This window comes from Pseudomonas sp. SC11, from assembly GCF_047039205.1.
Taxonomy (GTDB): Bacteria; Pseudomonadota; Gammaproteobacteria; order Pseudomonadales; family Pseudomonadaceae; genus Aquipseudomonas; species Aquipseudomonas boreofloridensis.
In genome coordinates this window covers 2,993,867-3,010,568 of the sequence record NZ_CP178183.1, presented here as the reverse complement: position 1 = coordinate 3,010,568, position 16,702 = coordinate 2,993,867, and the positions used below count along the sequence as shown (strand labels likewise).

The 16,702-nt window shown below is 64.1% G+C and carries 11 protein-coding genes; 8 read left to right on the top strand and 3 right to left on the bottom strand.

The features are described from left to right. The first annotated feature begins 73 nt into the window (after nucleotides 1–73). The 4 genes from ACK2SD_RS13395 to ACK2SD_RS13380 all read left to right on the top strand — a co-directional run bounded on the left by ACK2SD_RS13395 (nucleotide 74) and on the right by ACK2SD_RS13380 (nucleotide 10,284). The gene (locus ACK2SD_RS13395) at nucleotides 74–3,184 is read left to right on the top strand and encodes a multidrug efflux RND transporter permease subunit (RefSeq protein WP_317870414.1); all 3,111 of its coding nucleotides are present in this window, start codon (nucleotides 74–76) and stop codon (nucleotides 3,182–3,184) included. After that, nucleotides 3,181–4,671 (top strand): efflux transporter outer membrane subunit, encoded by a 1,491-nt coding sequence (locus tag ACK2SD_RS13390; RefSeq protein ID WP_412459990.1) that lies wholly within the window; start codon nucleotides 3,181–3,183, stop codon nucleotides 4,669–4,671. Before ACK2SD_RS13395 ends, ACK2SD_RS13390 begins: the two co-directional genes overlap by 4 nt. Before the next feature lie 91 nt (nucleotides 4,672–4,762). Continuing rightward, a complete protein-coding gene (locus ACK2SD_RS13385; RefSeq protein ID WP_412459989.1) occupies nucleotides 4,763–9,550 on the top strand; it encodes an NEL-type E3 ubiquitin ligase domain-containing protein in 4,788 nt (1,595 codons plus the stop codon). Nucleotides 9,551–9,729: 179 nt separating this feature from the next. Beyond that, nucleotides 9,730–10,284, top strand: a complete 555-nt coding sequence (locus ACK2SD_RS13380; RefSeq protein ID WP_029612575.1) for a DUF4174 domain-containing protein — start codon at nucleotides 9,730–9,732, stop codon at nucleotides 10,282–10,284. Between the two features lie 71 nt (nucleotides 10,285–10,355). Here the strand turns inward: ACK2SD_RS13380 and ACK2SD_RS13375 are convergent, their stop codons facing one another. The 3 genes from ACK2SD_RS13375 to ACK2SD_RS13365 form a co-directional block, all read right to left on the bottom strand. Next, nucleotides 10,356–11,216, bottom strand: coding sequence for a shikimate dehydrogenase (locus tag ACK2SD_RS13375; RefSeq protein ID WP_412459988.1), 861 nt, complete (start codon nucleotides 11,214–11,216; stop codon nucleotides 10,356–10,358). A 163-nt stretch (nucleotides 11,217–11,379) separates the two neighbouring features. Continuing rightward, the gene (locus ACK2SD_RS13370) at nucleotides 11,380–12,720 is read right to left on the bottom strand and encodes an MFS transporter (protein ID WP_412459987.1); all 1,341 of its coding nucleotides are present in this window, start codon (nucleotides 12,718–12,720) and stop codon (nucleotides 11,380–11,382) included. A 160-nt stretch (nucleotides 12,721–12,880) separates the two neighbouring features. Next, entirely contained in the window at nucleotides 12,881–13,564 is a 684-nt protein-coding gene (locus ACK2SD_RS13365; RefSeq protein ID WP_412459986.1) for a FadR/GntR family transcriptional regulator, read from the bottom strand. A 275-nt stretch (nucleotides 13,565–13,839) separates the two neighbouring features. On the opposite strand from ACK2SD_RS13365, the gene ACK2SD_RS13360 reads away from it, so the two are divergent. From ACK2SD_RS13360 to ACK2SD_RS13345, 4 genes are read left to right on the top strand one after another with little or no spacing between them, the layout of a single operon-like run. After that, entirely contained in the window at nucleotides 13,840–14,625 is a 786-nt protein-coding gene (locus ACK2SD_RS13360) for a transporter substrate-binding domain-containing protein (protein WP_317870408.1), read from the top strand. 22 nt (nucleotides 14,626–14,647) lie between these two features. Next, on the top strand, nucleotides 14,648–15,313 hold the full coding sequence (locus tag ACK2SD_RS13355; protein ID WP_116888185.1) for an amino acid ABC transporter permease: 666 nt from the start codon (nucleotides 14,648–14,650) through the stop codon (nucleotides 15,311–15,313). Next, entirely contained in the window at nucleotides 15,314–15,961 is a 648-nt protein-coding gene (locus tag ACK2SD_RS13350; protein WP_029612583.1) for an amino acid ABC transporter permease, read from the top strand. After that, nucleotides 15,948–16,682 (top strand): amino acid ABC transporter ATP-binding protein, encoded by a 735-nt coding sequence (locus tag ACK2SD_RS13345; RefSeq protein ID WP_412459985.1) that lies wholly within the window; start codon nucleotides 15,948–15,950, stop codon nucleotides 16,680–16,682. The genes ACK2SD_RS13350 and ACK2SD_RS13345 overlap by 14 nt, the downstream gene beginning before the upstream one ends. The last annotated feature ends 20 nt before the right edge of the window (nucleotides 16,683–16,702 follow it).

The window sequence follows — 16,702 nt, the reverse complement described above, 5'->3', positions numbered from 1 at the left end:
CACGCGCAGACGCCGCGGCTTGCCGCTTGCCACTTGAGGCTTCCAGCACGCCGCGACCGGCAGGGAGCGCTCGATGAACCTGTCCGGCCCGTTCATTCGTCGGCCCGTGGCGACCATGCTGCTGAGCCTGGCGATCATGCTGCTTGGCGGCGTGAGTTTCGGTCTGCTGCCGGTTTCGCCGCTGCCGCAGATGGACTTCCCGGTCATCGTGGTGCAGGCCAGCCTGCCGGGGGCCAGCCCGGAGGTCATGGCCTCGACCGTGGCCACGCCGCTGGAACGCAAGCTGGGCAGCATTGCCGGGGTCAACGTGCTGACCAGCAATTCCAGCCAAGGCTCCACGCGAGTGATCATCGGCTTCGAGCTGGGCCGCGACATCGACGGTGCCGCGCGCGAGGTCCAGGCTGCGATCAACGCCACGCGCAACCTGTTGCCCAGCGGCATGCGCAGCATGCCGACCTACAAGAAGGTCAATCCGTCGCAGGCGCCGATCATGGTGCTGTCGCTGACCTCCGACGTCCTGTCCAAAGGCCAGCTGTACGACCTGGCGGACACCATCCTGTCCCAGAGCCTGTCACAGGTCACCGGGGTGGGCGAGGTGCAAATCGGTGGCAGCTCGTTGCCAGCGGTGCGCATCGAGTTGGAACCGCAACTGCTCAACCAGTACGGGCTGTCCCTGGACGAAGTACGCACCGCGGTGGCCAATGCCAACCAGCGCCGCCCCATGGGTTTCGTCGAGGATGACCAGCGCAACTGGCAGGTGCGTGCCAACGACCAACTGGAAAAGGCCGATGACTACAAACCCCTGGTGATCCGCCAGCAGAACGGCGCGATCCTGCGCCTGGGGGATGTGGCCAAGGTCCGCGATGGTGTCGAGAACCGCTACAACAGTGGTTTCTTCAACAACGATGCGGCGGTGCTGCTGGTCATCAACCGCCAGGCCAACGCCAACATCATCGAGACCGTGCAGCAGATCAAGGACCAGCTCCCGGCTTTGCAGTCGCTGCTGCCGGCCAGCGTCAAGCTCAACGTGGCCATGGACCGCTCGCCGGTGATCAAGGCGACGCTCAAGGAAGCCGAACACACCCTGCTGATCGCCGTGGTGTTGGTGATCCTGGTGGTCTACCTGTTCCTGGGCAACCTGCGCGCCTCGTTGATTCCCAGCCTTGCGGTGCCGGTGTCGTTGGTGGGTACGTTCGCGGTCATGTACCTGTGTGGCTTCTCGCTCAACAACCTGTCGCTGATGGCGCTGATCCTCGCCACCGGACTGGTGGTGGACGACGCCATCGTGGTGCTGGAGAACATCTCACGGCATATCGAGAACGGCGAGAAACCCATGCGTGCGGCATTTCTCGGCGCCAAGGAGGTCGGTTTCACGCTGCTGTCGATGAACGTCTCGCTGGTGGCGGTGTTCGTTTCCATCCTGTTCATGGGTGGCATCGTGCGCGGGTTGTTCCAGGAGTTCTCGATCACCTTGGCGGCCGCGATCCTCGTTTCGCTGCTGGTGTCGCTGACCCTCACGCCCATGCTGTGCTCGCGCTGGCTCAAGCCCCACACCGCGCGCCAGCAGACACGCCTGCAGCGCTGGAGCGACCGTCAGCACCAGCGCATGGTCGCTGGCTATGACCGCAGCCTGGGCTGGGCCTTGCGCCATCGGCGCCTCACGTTGCTCAGCCTGCTGGCGACCATCGTGCTCAACGTTGCCCTCTACGTGATCGTGCCCAAGACCCTGATGCCGCAGCAGGACACCGGTCAGTTGCAGGGCTTCGTGCGCGGCGACGATGGCCTGTCGTTCAGCGTCATGCAGCCGAAAATGGAAACCTATCGACGCGCGCTGCTGGCCGACCCGGCCGTGCAGAGCGTGGCCGGCTTCATCGGCGGCAATAGCGGCACCAACAACGCCTTCGTGCTGGTGCGCCTCAAGCCCATCGGCGAGCGCAAGGAAAACGCCCAGAAAGTCATCGACCGGCTGCGCAAGGAGCTGCCGAAAGTGCCGGGCGGGCGGCTGTACCTGATGGCCGACCAAGACCTGCAACTGGGCGGCGGCGGGCGTGACCAGAGCTCCTCGCAGTACCTCTACACCCTGCAGAGTGGCGATCTGGCAGCCCTGCGTGAGTGGTTCCCGAAAGTAGCGGCGGCGTTTCGCAAGCTGCCGCAGCTCACCGCCATCGATGCGCGTGACGGTGCCGGCACCCAGCAGGTGACGCTGGTGGTCGACCGCGACCAGGCCAAGCGCTTGGGCATCGACATGGACATGATCACCGCGGTGCTGAACAACGCTTACAGCCAGCGGCAGATCTCGACCATCTACGACAGCCTCAACCAGTACCAGGTGGTGATGGAGATCAACCCGCGCTATGCCTGGGACCCGAGCACACTGGAACAGGTGCAGGTGATCACCGCCGATGGCGCGCGGGTGCCGCTATCGACCATCGCCCACTACGAAAACAGCCTGGCCAACGATCGGGTCAGCCATGAAGACCAGTTCGCCTCAGAGGACATCTCCTTCGATGTCGCCGAAGGCTATAGCGTGGATCAGGCGCTGGCGGCGGTGGAGCGTGAGGTGGCCAAGCTGGGGCTGCCCGAATCGGTGATCGCCAAGCTCGGCGGCGACGCCGATGCTTTCGCCAAGACCGCCCAGGGCCAGCCATTCATGATCCTCGGCGCCTTGGTGCTGGTGTATCTGGTGCTGGGCATTCTTTACGAGAGCTACATCCATCCGCTGACCATTCTCTCGACCCTGCCTTCGGCTGGGGTGGGCGCCTTGCTCACGTTGTACCTCACCGGCGGGGAGTTCAGCCTGATTTCGTTGCTCGGCTTGTTCCTGCTGATCGGCGTGGTGAAGAAGAACGCCATTCTGATGATCGACCTGGCGCTGCAACTGGAGCGCCACGAAGGCCTGACGCCTGAAGAATCCATCCGCCGCGCCTGCCTGCTACGGCTGCGACCGATTCTGATGACCACGCTCGCCGCGATGCTGGGCGCGTTGCCGCTGCTGCTCAGCCAGGCCGAAGGCGCGGAGATGCGCCAGCCGCTGGGCCTGACCATCATCGGCGGCCTGGTGTTCAGCCAGGTGCTCACTCTCTACACCACTCCTGTCGTCTACCTGTACCTGGACCGCGCGCGCCATCGTTTCAACCGCTGGCGCGGCGTGCGTACCGACGCCGCCCTGGATACTCCGCTATGAATTTTGCCCAGACCCCGCTGCACCGTGCCCTGCAACTGCTGACTCGTGGCCGCGGCTCACGCCTGCTAGGTGCCGGGCTGTGCGTGGCGCTGCTCAGTGCCTGCACGCTCAGCCCCGACTATCACCGTCCCGAGGTCAGCACGCCGGTGCAGTTCAAGCAGGCCGAGGGCTGGACCCAGGCCAAGCCCTCGGATGCCATTGCCCGTGGCGCCTGGTGGGAAATCTACGGCGACCGCCAGCTCGATACCTTGGTCGAGACCCTCAACAGCAGCAATCAGACCGTGGCCCAGTACGAAGCGCAGTACCGTCAGGCCCAGGCCCTGGTACGTAGCAGCCGTGCGTCGCTGTTTCCATCGCTGAACCTCACCACCAGCAAGAACCGTTCGGCCCAAGGGGCGGGGAGTTCGAGTTCGAGTCTGTCGAACAACAGCAGTGGCATTCGCAACACCTACAACGCGCAATTGGGGGTGAGCTGGGAGATCGACCTGTGGGGCAAGCTGCGCGAAACCCTCAATGCCAATGCGTCCAGCGCCCAGGCCAGTCTGGCCGACATGGCGGCAATTCGGCTGAGCCAGCAGTCCGAGCTGGTGCAGAACTATTTGCAGTTGCGTGTGATCGATGAGCAGAAGCGGCTGCTTCAGGCCACGGTGGCCGCGTACGAACGCTCGCTGCGGATGAACCAGAACCAGTACCGCGCCGGCGTCGCCGGGCCCGATGCCGTGGCCCAGGCGCGCACCCAGCTCAAGAGCACCCAAGCCGACCTGATCGACCTGGCCTGGCAACGTGCCCAGTACGAAAACGCCATCGCCGTGCTCATAGGCAAGGCGCCGGCCGAATTTTCCTTGGCCGAAACCCGCGACATCCCTGCATTGCCGCAGATTCCGTTGAGCCTGCCGTCGCAGTTGCTCGAGCGTCGTCCGGATATCGCGTCTGCCGAGCGCAAGGTCATGGCCGCCAACTCGAACATCGGCGTGTCGCGCGCCGCCTATTTCCCCGATCTATCGCTGAGCATGAATGGCGGCTATTCCAGCAGTAGCTTCAGCAACTGGATCGAATTGCCCAATCGCTACTGGTCGGTCGGCCCGCAACTCGCGCTGACTCTGTTCGATGCCGGTAAACGCAGCGCCGAGGTCGATCGCACCGTAGCGGTGTATGACCAGACCGTCGCGCAGTATCGCCAGACGGTACTCGATGGCTTCAAAGAGGTGGAAAACTACCTGGTGCAGTTGAAGGTCTATGCCGATGAGGCTGTGGTACGTCAGGAAGCCCTGGATTCGGCGCGCGAGTCGTTGCGTTTGACCGAGAACCAGTATCGCGCTGGGTTAATCGGCTATCTGGACGTGGTCAACGTGCAGACTACCGCCCTGAGCAATGAGCGCAGCGCCTTGAACCTGCTGCAAGGGAGGCTGGTGGCCAGTGTGCAGTTGATCGCAGCACTGGGCGGTGGCTGGGACGCCGAGCAGGCCTTATCGCCAGTCGAGGACTGAGCGAGTCGACGCATTCTACGTGGCAACTATCTAGCGCCTGAGCGCACCGCCTGCTCCTTAGCCTCAGGGCTTTTCCCAGGAGCATGCCATCGTGACTCACGCTATTCCTCCCTCGGCAGCGCATCAGGACTGGATCATCGGTCGGCGCTTGCCCAATTGGCTGGCGACCGCCAGCCTTGAACAGGTTCAGGCACTTCAGGATGCGTTGAGCTTGAGCCTGTATTTTCATGAGCGCGCCAGAGCGCTGTTGGCTGGACTTCAGTCCCCGGATGCTTACGCCGCGCCCTTGCTGAGCGCAGCGCTCGAACAGCAGATGGGCAGGGCTGTCGATCTGGATGCCTTGCGGTTCAGAGTCGGCACCCGCGAACCTGTACTGACCTCGCAACCCATCGGTTACCCAGTGACCAAAGCGGTGTATCGCGAGATATCACTCTTGGAGGCAGCTCTGCGCAACTTCAGCGCCGAGCAGGCTGAGGAGGGAGGACAGCTGGAAGGCAATCGGCTGCTCCGGCCCGATGACGAACAGGCTGTACTGCCCACTGCCGCGCAGTTCGCCCAACTGTGCCGCGAGGTGGATGTGGGTGGGCAGTATCAGGCGCATGTGGACCAGGTGCTGCAACCTGACGACCACGCCGACGAGCCGGCCGGCGCAGCGCAGCGCCGGACCTTGTCCCTTCTGGCCCGCGCACACCGCTATGGGATGCTCGCCGATGCTCATGTGGCGCGCCTGAAAGGCCACCTGAGCGAGCAGGAGTTACAACTGGTGGTGCAGGTGTGCAGCTTGACCGCCAAGCCAACCTTCCAAGGTTGCCCGGTTCAGACCAAGCGCCTGCAGTTGTTCGGCACTGCGTTGGAGCGCATCGTGGTATTGGATGTGCGCGACGAAAGCCTCAGCCCTCTCTATACCTCCAGTCAACGTGTGCTGGTGCATATTCCAGGCGATCCGCACACCCCTTGGAGTGCATCTCCCAACTTGCGCTACTTTGCCAACGACTTGGGCAAGCGCTTGCGTACGGCCGACTATCAAGCATTTTTCAGTCGCTTGGTTCGCAGGCGGCAGGCCAATGCCTTCTTCAATCAACTGGTCAGTGGCTATGCGGGCGTATCAGATCTGGCCAATATCGCGCTGCAAGAGCACATGCTGCCGTTGCCTGAGCCGTTGTTCGACCAGTTGGCGCAGGCACGCATCGCACAGATCAAGGACGATGCTGCGATGATCGCGGTACCGGTCAGTGCAGTCGATGAGCAAGTGCAGCGCGAGCACGATCAACGCTTGGCCAGCGAAGGCTGGGCATTGCTGAATTTGGCGGGATTCTTCGTGCCGGTGATCGGCCTGGGGTTGCTGGCGGTGACCGCCTGGGAGCTGCTGGGCGAGGTCTACCACGGCGTCGAGGCCTGGCGAGAAGGCGATACCAGTGAGGCGTTGGACCACCTGCTCAATGTGGCGGGCGATGTCGCTGCATTCGCGGTCACGGCCGCCGGCGTGGGTGTGGTGCGCGGTGCCTGGAGTCGATCACGCTGGGTCGACGAGCTGCTGCCGGCCACCCTGGAGGATGGCAGTACACGCCTGTGGCACGAAGACCTTTCGCCCTGGCGCGACGCACCGCCGGCCGAAGCGCGCTGCGACGAGCAGGGCCTCTGGCGCCACGGCGACCGTACCTGGGTCCAGATCGATGAACATCACTATCCGGTGCGACAGCGCGCCGATCTGCGCTGGCAGCTTTTGCCGCACAACGGTCACGGCCCGCTGCTCGAACACAACGGTGCCTGGCGTTTGTGGTGGGAGCAGCCGCTGGCCTGGGACGACCCGTATCGGCTGTGTCGCCGCCTGGGCGGGGCCTGGGCGCGGCTGGATGACCAGCAGTTGGACGAAATCATGCAGATTCACGGCCTGGATGCCGCGCAATTGCGCGCGCTGCATGCCGATGGACGCAAGCCTCCTGCAGTCTGGCACGACAGCGTCGAGCGCTATGATCTGGACCGCCGCATTCGGGGCACCGTCAGCCAGTTGCGCAGCGGCCAGCCGGCGAGCGACGGTCTGGTGCTCGCCCATGCACGGCGCTTGCCGGGTGCCGCCGACGTCAGCGATCAAGCCCTGGCCGAGCGGATCTGGGCACAGCGTCGAGAACTGTTCGAGCAGTTGTATGAGGCCACGCAGCCCAGTGATGCGCCCGCGGCGCAGATCGTGCGACGGCAGTTCACCTCGCTGCATTCACGGGGCGCAGCCCAGGTGCTGAACGATGCCCGTGCTGCGGATCGCGAACGCTTGTTGCAAGGCGCACGCGTGCCGCTGGCCCTGGCGGAGGCGGCGCGTGAAATGGTGCGGCAGATACGTGTCGCCCGGGTGCTGGAGGCGTTGTACCTGGATGCCAGCCAGGACGCGGATCTGGCGCGGGTGGTGTTGCACCTCTTGGGCCGATCGTCTGGGCCGGCCGCCGCTAGCGGATGGCGTCTGTACGAGCATTCATTGTCGGGGCCCACGCTGCTGTCGATCGAAGCCGGGGAGGGCGCGGCCAGCTTCGACCTGGTTCATCTCAATGGCAGGTTTCAGTTGGCGCAGGGGGGGCATGCACTCGGCGAGCGGGGCGAGTTGTTCGAAGTCATCGCGCACACGTTGGATGACTCGCGCTGTACGGCGATGGGACTGAGCGACCCACTGCCGCACAACCTGCGCGTGCGCATGGCCCGACTGGCTGCCCGTCAGCCTGGCGAAATCCAGCAGGCCCTGGGGCTGCGCTCGCCGGTTAGCGTGTTCCGATCGCCCCAGCGCCTGGCTGACGGACGCCTGGGCTATCCACTCAGTGGGCGCGGCGTGCGACACCAGGCCCGCGCCTTGTATGCACGGGTTCGGGCGCTGTACCCCAATTTCAGCGACAGCGAAGTGGAGAACTGGCTGATTTCCGTACGCGCACAAGGTCTCGACCATAACCTCGAGCTGCAGCGCCTGGGGGCAGAGCTCGACACGCTGCGCGAACACCTCGCTGCCTGGACCCAGCAAGCGCCGGGGCTGATGGCCCGTGCCGAGCGCTCTGCCATGAGGGATGCGCTGATGGCTGCCTGGCGCCGCCAGTCTCAGCGCGTGGCCAATCAGGTCGGCGAGCCGATCGGCTATCGCCTGGCCCTCTGGGGACTGCCCATGCGTCGGCTACCAGACATCCCGGCGCAGGTGCGCTTCAGTCATGTGGTGTCGCTGAACATGACCAGCATGAGCCTGGAAGAGATCCCTGATTCGTTCATGAACGCCTTCACCGGCTTGCAGTCCCTGGCGCTGAACAACAACGCGTTGAGCCGATTACCGGCCAACATCGAGCACTTGCCTGAGTTGCGCGAGCTGGACCTGTACGGTAACCAGATTGTGCTCGATCCTGAACAGGCCGAGCGTCTGGGTCGTTGTACCCGTTTGCAGCGGCTGAACCTGTCGTTCAATCCGCTGGGGCGGGTGTTCTCGGTGGCTGCCATGCCGCGCCTGATCTCGCTGCAGGTGCGTGCGACGAGCATCAGCGAACTGCCGAGCGGTCTGTTCGACCACCACCTGCTGGAAGAAGTGGACCTGCGCAACAATCTCATTACACGGGTGCCGGACGACTATTACCGAGTCCCGCTGTGGGTTTCGGGTGCCATCCTGCTAGCCGAGAACCCGCTGGAGTCCGGCTCGGCCAACCGGCTGCGCAGTTTCATGAGGGTGAACGGCTGGCTGGAGGAAACCGACCCTGCCTCAGGGGTCGAGGAACCCGAGTCGCTCGATCTTGCTCAGGCTTTGGACTATGCGCGCGAGGGGTGGATGCGCAGCATCGCGCCGCGTGAGGCCAGAGGTTTCGGCGAAGCCTGGGACGCCTTGCAGGCCGAGCCGGGCAGTCAGGACTACTTGGCCTTGCTGGCTCGTCTGCGCGAGACCCGCGATTACCGGACCGACCCTACCGGCCTGGGCAGCCGAGTCGCGGCCACCCTGCAGGCTGCCCAGGACCATGCCGAACTGCGTCAGGAGCTGTTCGACCTGTCCAGGGGGCTGGAGGGGTGTGACGACGCGGTGATTGGCCGCTTCAGCGATCTGGAAGTCCATCTGCTGGTGTGGCGAGCACGGTGTGAGGCCGAGCGCGGTGCCGAAGAGTCCGCTCTGCTGTACCTGGGTCGACAGTTGTGGCGGCTGGACGAACTCGATCGCATCATCGCCGAAGACCTGCAGGGTCGGCGCCAGGACGGTGGGCATCCGGATGAAGTCGAGGTAGGACTGGCCTACCGGCTAGGCCTGCGTGACGAGTTCGACCTGCCGGGGCAACCGGCGACCATGAGTTACCGCGAGGTGGCTGGTGTGGGTGCGGATCAGTTGGACGACGCGCGGGCGCGGCTGCATGAGAGCGAGACCGACGAGGCGGTGGCGCAGTCGATGGTCTGGAAGTCCTTCTGGCGCACCCATCTGCTGCGCAGCGATCCAGAAGGCTTCGAGCGGTTGGACCAACGTTTCCACAGCCGCCTGCAGGTGATCGAGGACATGGCCGAGGGCAAAAGCTATGACCAGGTGCTGCTCGATCGCGCCGCACAGATCGATGCCTTGCAGCAACGGGCGCGGGTGTTGGGCGATGAAGCCCAGGCGCTGGGCGAGGGTTCTGAGGCGCGGGTGCGCAATGCAGCGGCTTTGGCCGAAAACGCCCGCCAGTTGCAAGAGAGCCAGAGTGAATTGGCAGCAATACAGGACGATTCGGCGTTTGCCGAACAGGTCAGGGCACTGACGGTGTCCGCCGATGACTATGAAAACTGGCTGCGCAGCATTGGTCGGGACCGAGAGGCGGCGTGGGATGCACGCATATTGGCATACACCCGTGCAGCACTCGCCCAGGCCAGGCCCGAACCGCAACCGGGGCCCAGCCACAGGCGTCCCTGATGCCTTGATCGACTATGCTTGCAGATGTGTAGGAAGCTTCTGAGACGTTCGGGGCCGTTTCCGAAATCCCACGTTACCTTTAGTCTAAGCCGGTGCCTGATCCCTTGGTTTAGGCTCTGGCTCGGATCTTTCTCCCTGATCTGTAGTCCCTGGTTAATCGAGAAAACAAGGAGATGCTCATGCTCGTCCGGTCACTGACCCTCGCCACCCTGTTCGCCGTCAGCGGCCCGCTGTTCGCCGCCGACAGCGACGCTCCACTGGCCAAGGAACTGGGCAAGGCACGGCCATTGGTCGTCATCGCGCCCAGCAGCGCCGACCCGACGCTGCGCGGCCTGGAGCAGGCCATCAAGGATCCTGCCACCGAAGCCGGGTTCAAGGAGCGCAATCTGGTGCTGTTCAGCGTGGCCAGCATGATGGGCAAACGCGAAGACAAGAACCTCGAGCAGCAGACCACCATGGCCTTGATCCGCGAGCTCAAGCTCGGGGCGAGCAAAGGCACCCGGGTGATCCTGATCGGCAAGGATGGCGAGCGTCATGTACTCAAGGACGACGACACCCCGGAGAAGCTCGACCCGCAAGCGGTGTTCAAGGCAGTCGACGAACTGCCGGCCAGCGAAAAGGCCGTAACTGCGCCTGAACCGGTGGCTGTGGCGCCAGCCGGCAAGCCGGAGAAGCCGAACAAGGGGACCAAACCTGTCAAGCCCGCTGCGGCGCCCAAACCACTGGACGACTGATTGCGCTCGGCGATGCGCAGGTCTGGGCGATGGTGCTCATCCGGCCTTTGCCTTCGATCTGCCTTTGATCCTCAGCCCAGCCGCGCAAAATGCGCCTGCATGCGCGCGGCATCGGCCGCCCGGCCGCTGAATAGCTCAAACGCCTTCACCGCTTGGAATACCGCCATGGTGCCGCCGTCCAAGGTACGGCAGCCCAACGCTCGGGCATGGCGCAGCAATTCGGTTTCCAGCGGGAAGTAGATGATTTCCGCTACCCACAACCGTTCATGCAGCAAATGCACCGGCAGCGGAGTGCCGGGCAGTTTGCTCATGCCCACCGGCGTGGTGTTGACCAGGCCGTCAGCTGCGGCAAGCGCAGCCGCCAGATCATTGCCGAGCAGCGCCCGGCCAGCACCGAAACGCTGTGCAAGGTTTTCTACCAGGGCTTGCCCGCGAGCGGCGTCGACCTCGAACAGGGTCAGTTGCTCCACGCCGTCGGCCAGCAGTGCATGCGCCACCGCCGAACCTGCACCACCGGCGCCCAGTTGCACCACCTGGCGGCGCGCCACATCGGGCAAACCACGGCGCAGACCTTCGGCAAAGCCCAGACAATCGGTGTTGTGGCCAATGCGCTTGCCATCTTTGAATACCACAGTGTTCACGGCGCCGATGCCACGCGCTTCTTCTGACAGTTCGTCGAGCAACGGCACGATGGCTTGCTTGAACGGGAAGGTGATGTTCAGGCCGGTAAAGCCGCTGCGCTGCGCACCTTCCACCAGCGCAGGCAGAGCGCTATCGTCCAGGCCGAGCTGATCGGCATCGATCAGACGATACAGATAACGCAGGGATTGGGCATCGCCTTCGCCTTGGTGCAAGGCTGGCGTGAGGGAGGCTTGGATACCACGACCGACAAGGCCGGCGAGAATGCCGTGGGCGGCAAGGGGGGAGGTCATGACAGTGCATCGCTTTTGTTATTGGATGCGATTATTTTTGTACCATCTGGTTAGTTTTGTAAACGCAGACCTGCTTCGCCTTGGGGATTTGGGGCGGTAATCGCCCGCAGCTTTAGGCGTCGTTACCCAAACAGGGGGCGTAGCCAACGCCCCCTGTCGTCGGTTACAACGCGTTGGCTCGCCCACGGGCCGTCGATGGGCCGCCGAGTGTTTCGTCATCCAGTGCAACGCGTGAGGTTTCCGGCAGCGCCAATCCGCCGACTAGCGCAACCAAAGCAATCACCACCAGATAGAAAGCCGGCGCCAAGCTGCTGCCAGTCTGGGTGATGAGCCAGGTCGCCACCAGCGGTGCGGTGCCGCCGAACAGGGTATAGGCCACGTTGTAGGTAATCGCCGACGCAGTGTAGCGGGTGCGGGTCGGGAAGCTCTCCGACAGCAAGGCAGCGGTCACTACACCACTGGACAAGGCGCCGACTGCCAGCAGGATCACCCCTAACAGGGCGCCGGACATTGAGCCGGAACTTGCCAGCCAGTAGGCGGGGAATACGCAGACCATTACCCACAGGCAGGTGAAACCGATGGTCCGACGCCGGCCGATGCGGTCCGACAACGCGCCGGCCAGCGGGCATCCGGCGGCAGCGAACAGCAGTGCCACCGTGGTCACCAGCAGCGACTGGGCACGGCTGAGATGACCGACCATCTGCAGGTACGTGGCGAAGTAGGTGGTGAACATGTAGAACGACAACGCCGTCAGCGAGATGAAGGCCCCCAGGTTGCGAATAGCTCGGCCATGGTGGCGCAGGGTGTCCTTCAGCGGCGAGTGCTCGTGCTGGCGACCCTCGGCCAGCGCCTCGCGGAAGGCCGGCGTTTCCTCCATGCGCCAACGCAGGTACAGGCCCACCAGACCCAGGGGCGCGGCGATCAGGAACGGTACGCGCCAGCCCCAGGCGTTCATGGCATCGCTGCTCAGGCTGGCTTCCAGGCCGTAGGCGATCACGGCTGCACACGCGAACGCGGAAAAAGTCGAGACCGGCACGAAGCTGCCATAGAACGCCCGGCGCTCGCGTGGGGCGTGCTCCATCAGGTAAGCGCAAGCGCCGGCATACTCGCCTCCGGCAGAAAAACCTTGCAGGCAGCGCGCCAGCGTCAGCAATACCGGGGCGGCGATGCCGATGCTGGCGTAGGTCGGCAACAGGCCGATCAGTGTGGTGGAGCCGGCCATCAACAGGATGGTCAGCGAGAGGATACGCTTGCGTCCCAGACGGTCGCCCAATGCGCCGAAGACGATGCCACCCAGCGGGCGCAGGGCGAAGGCGACGGCGAATACGGCGAAGGTCTTGAGCAAGGCGACGCTGGCGTCCTCGCTGGCGAAGAACTGGCTGGCGATCAGTGTGGCGAGAAAGCCGTATACGGCGAAATCGAACCACTCGACGAAGTTGCCGATGGCCGAGGCGGCAATCACGCGGCGCAGGGTGGCGGGGGATACCTCATGGGATGCGGACATGGGCACGTGCTCCGGTTGGCGTAGGCAGCCTGGTGGGGGCGGACAGGATCATGCCCTGTCGTCTGGTTATCAGGTGCAGTACACCTCAGCGCAACGACCGCCGCATCCTTGAGCACGACACCCAGATATCCGTTTGGACCGATCCGGGCGCCAACGCTATTCAAACCGTGAACACTACCCCGGTGCGCGAGGCGGCGTTGCGGATATGCGCTTGCATGGCCCGCTGGGCGGCGGCCTGGGCGCGGCGCTCGAGGGCCTTGAGGATGGTGCGGTGTTCCTGCCAGGTTTCCATGGCCCGTTCGGGACGAATGAACGGCAGCTTCTGGCTTTCCAGGAAGATCTCCCGGCTGCTGGTGATCACCTGCAGCATCGCCTGATTGCCGCAGGCCTGCAGCAGCGCCTGGTGGAACTCGAAATCCAGTCGCGCCGCCGCCTCGAAGCGGCCCGCGCGCAGTTCCAGGCGCATGGCCTCGACGTTGGCCCGTAGCCGGTCCAGCGGATCGGCGGTCAGGGCCAGCGCGGCTTGGCCGGCCGCAAATCCCTCCAGGGCATAGCGCATCTGGAAGGTATCGGCCGCCGACACTTGCTCGGCATAGGGCCAGGCGAATCCACCCGGTGCCGGGCTCTGCACGAAGACACCTTTGCCGGCCTGCACGCTGATCAGCCCCATGGCGCTCAACGAGGACAGCGCTTCGCGCAGGGAGGCCCGGCTGACGCCGAGGCGATCGGCCAGGTCGCGTTGCGAGGGCAGGGCGTCGCCGGGTTGATAGCCGCCTTCGTCGATGAGCTTGCGGATGGCCTGCAGGGCCAGTTCCGGTACGGCGCGGGGGAGGGTGTCGAGCATGCTGTTCAGACCGGTAGGAGGGCGATGACGCTGACGTTGTACGGCGATCTGCCGGTGCTGGCAAGCCTTGCGCCAAGCTGGCGCAGCGCGGATTACAGCGCACGAAAGCAGGGCGCACGAGGTCGACCGAGTGAGATCTAGAGTTCAACTGTTCAGACCAGTAAGACCTTGTAGAACCCGCGCCCCGCGCACTCGCGGTGGATTTCAGGACGAGCTGGCATGCTGCCTGCAATGGCCTGCAGCGCACACCCATTCGACTTTCCGCGAGGCCTTCCATGACGACGTTCCGCTCCCTGCTCCTGGCCACCCTGTTCTGCAGTGCGGGCCTTACGCTCACACCCGCCCAGGCCGATGCCCTGAGCGACATCGCTGCCCGTGGCGTGCTCAAGGTCGCCGTGCCCCAGGATTTCCCGCCCTTCGGCTCGGTTGGCCCCGACATGAAGCCACGCGGGCTGGATATCGACACCGCGCAGTTGCTGGCCGACAAACTGGGCGTCAAGCTGGCGCTGACGCCGGTCAACAGCACCAACCGCATTCCCTTTCTCACCACCGGTAAAGTCGACCTGGTGATTTCCAGCCTGGGCAAGAATGCCGAACGTGAAGCGGTGATCGATTTCTCCCAGCCCTACGCGCCGTTCTACCTGGCGGTATTCGGTCCGGCCGACGCGGCGATCGACGACATCGGCGCAGTGGCCGGCAAGACCATCAGCGTCACCCGCGGCTCGATCGAGGACATGGCGCTGAGCGCCGTCGCACCCAAAGACGCGGTGATCAAACGCTTCGAGGACAACAACTCGACCATCGCCGCCTACTTGTCCGGCCAAGTACAGTTGATCGCCAGTGGCAGCGTGGTGATGGCGGCCATCGCCGAGAAGAACCCGGCCAAGGTGCCGGTGGTCAAGGTCAAGCTCAAGGACTCGCCGGTCTACGTCGGCGTCGCCAAGCACGAGCCGGCATTGCTGGACAAGGTCAACAGCACACTGGCTGCCGCCAAGGCCGACGGCAGCCTGAACCGCAACGCCGAGAAGTGGCTCAAGCAACCGCTGCCAGCCGACCTTTAAGCACTAGGCGGACTCTCGGACCATGGCCTATCAATTCGACTTCGCGCCCGTGCTCGCCCAGAGCGACCTGCTGCTCAAGGGCGCACTGTTCACTTTGGAGCTGACCGCCATCGGCACGGTGCTTGGCCTTGCCATCGGTGTGGTCGGTGCAGGCGTGCGGGCCTGGCGCCTGCGCCCGTTCGACCTGCTGTTCGGTGTGTACGTGGAACTGATCCGCAACACGCCGTTCATCGTTCAGCTGTTCTTCATCTTCTTCGGTCTGCCGGCACTGGGTGTTCGCCTGAACGAGTGGGAAGCCGCGGTGCTGGCCATGGTGGTCAATCTCGGCGCCTACAGCACCGAGATCATTCGCGCCGGTATCCAGGCGATCCCCAAGGGGCAGTTGGAGGCCGCGGCAGCGCTGGCCATGAGTCGCTTCGAGGCGTTCCGGCACGTGGTGCTGCGCCCGGCCCTGGCCAAGGTCTGGCCGGCGCTCACCAGTCAGATCGTGATCGTCATGCTCGGATCGGCGGTCTGTTCGCAGATTGCTACCGAGGAGCTGTCGTTCGCCGCCAACTTCATCCAGTCGCGCAACTTCCGCGCCTTTGAAACTTACCTGCTGACCACCGCCTTGTATTTGCTGATGGCCATCGTCGTGCGCCAACTGCTCAACTGGCTCGGCCAGCGTCTGCTGATGGGGAAACGCTGAATGGATTTCACCTTCTGGGACATCGTGCGCAACTTGCTGGTGGGGTTGCAGTGGACCCTGGCGTTATCGCTGGTGGCCTTCGTCTGCGGCGGGCTGGCCGGACTGTTGGTGCTGATCGGACGGATCTCCGAGCGCGCCCTGCCACGGCGGCTGGCGCGTGCCTACATCGAACTGTTTCAGGGCACGCCTTTGTTGATGCAGCTGTTCATGGTGTTCTTCGGCATTGCGTTGTTCGGTGTCGATGTGTCGGCCTGGGCGGCGGCGGCTATCGCCCTGACCCTGTTCACCAGTGCATTTCTCGCCGAGATCTGGCGCGGCTGCGTGGAATCGATCCCGCAAGGGCAGTGGGAAGCCAGCGAAAGCCTGGCGCTGAGCCGTCTGGAGCAACTACGCCACGTGATCCTGCCGCAGGCCCTGCGTATCGCCGTTGCGCCGACCGTGGGCTTCTCGGTGCAGGTGGTTAAAGGCACCGCCGTAACCTCGATCATCGGCTTCACCGAGCTGACTAAGACCGGCGGCATGATCGCCAACGCTACCTTCGAGCCGTTCATGGTCTACGGCCTGGTCGCGCTCGGCTATTTCATCCTCTGTTATCCGCTCTCGCTGAGCGCCCGTTACCTGGAAAGGAGGCTGCATGCCGCTGCTTAGAGTGTCCGCGCTGCACAAGTATTACGGTGACAATCATGTGCTCAAGGGCGTCGACTTGAGCATCGATGAAGGTGAAGTGGTGGCCATCATCGGCCGCAGCGGCTCGGGCAAGAGCACCTTCCTGCGCACCCTCAACGGTCTGGAATCGATCAGTGACGGGGTGATCGAAGTGGATGGCGAATATCTCGATGCCAGCCGCGCCGATTTGCGCGCACTGCGCCAGAAGGTTGGCATGGTGTTCCAGCAGTTCAACCTGTTCCCGCACCTGACGGTCGGTGAAAACGTGATGCTGGCACCGCAAGTGGTGAAGAAGGCCGGCAACGCCGAGGCGCAGGCGTTGGCCCGGCAGATGCTGGCTCGGGTCGGCCTGGCCGAGAAGTTCGACGCCTATCCGGACCGTCTTTCCGGCGGGCAGCAGCAGCGGGTGGCCATCGCCCGGGCCCTGGCGATGTCGCCCAAGGTGCTGCTGTGCGACGAGATCACCTCGGCGCTGGATCCGGAGTTGGTGAACGAGGTGCTGGGTGTGGTGCGCCAGTTGGCCCGCGAGGGGATGACGCTGATCATGGTCACCCATGAGATGCGCTTCGCCCGGGAAGTTGGTGACAAACTGGTGTTCATGCATCAGGGCAAGGTGCACGAGGTGGGCGATCCCGAAGCGCTGTTTGTCGCGCCAAGAACGCCAGAGCTGGCTCAGTTCATTGGAAGCACCCTGATGGCATGATCCAGCACTGCGGCAGACTT

What these genes read in the sequence shown, in the direction of transcription:
- ACK2SD_RS13395 (WP_317870414.1), top strand. Translation starts at nt 74, where the DNA reads ATGAACCTGTCCGGCCCGTTCATTCGTCGGCCCGTGGCGACCATGCTG.
- ACK2SD_RS13390 (WP_412459990.1), top strand. Translation starts at nt 3,181, where the DNA reads ATGAATTTTGCCCAGACCCCGCTGCACCGTGCCCTGCAACTGCTGACT.
- ACK2SD_RS13380 (WP_029612575.1), top strand. Translation starts at nt 9,730, where the DNA reads ATGCTCGTCCGGTCACTGACCCTCGCCACCCTGTTCGCCGTCAGCGGC.
- ACK2SD_RS13375 (WP_412459988.1), bottom strand. Translation starts at nt 11,216, where the DNA reads ATGACCTCCCCCCTTGCCGCCCACGGCATTCTCGCCGGCCTTGTCGGT.
- ACK2SD_RS13370 (WP_412459987.1), bottom strand. Translation starts at nt 12,720, where the DNA reads ATGTCCGCATCCCATGAGGTATCCCCCGCCACCCTGCGCCGCGTGATT.
- ACK2SD_RS13365 (WP_412459986.1), bottom strand. Translation starts at nt 13,564, where the DNA reads ATGCTCGACACCCTCCCCCGCGCCGTACCGGAACTGGCCCTGCAGGCC.
- ACK2SD_RS13360 (WP_317870408.1), top strand. Translation starts at nt 13,840, where the DNA reads ATGACGACGTTCCGCTCCCTGCTCCTGGCCACCCTGTTCTGCAGTGCG.
- ACK2SD_RS13355 (WP_116888185.1), top strand. Translation starts at nt 14,648, where the DNA reads ATGGCCTATCAATTCGACTTCGCGCCCGTGCTCGCCCAGAGCGACCTG.
- ACK2SD_RS13350 (WP_029612583.1), top strand. Translation starts at nt 15,314, where the DNA reads ATGGATTTCACCTTCTGGGACATCGTGCGCAACTTGCTGGTGGGGTTG.
- ACK2SD_RS13345 (WP_412459985.1), top strand. Translation starts at nt 15,948, where the DNA reads ATGCCGCTGCTTAGAGTGTCCGCGCTGCACAAGTATTACGGTGACAAT.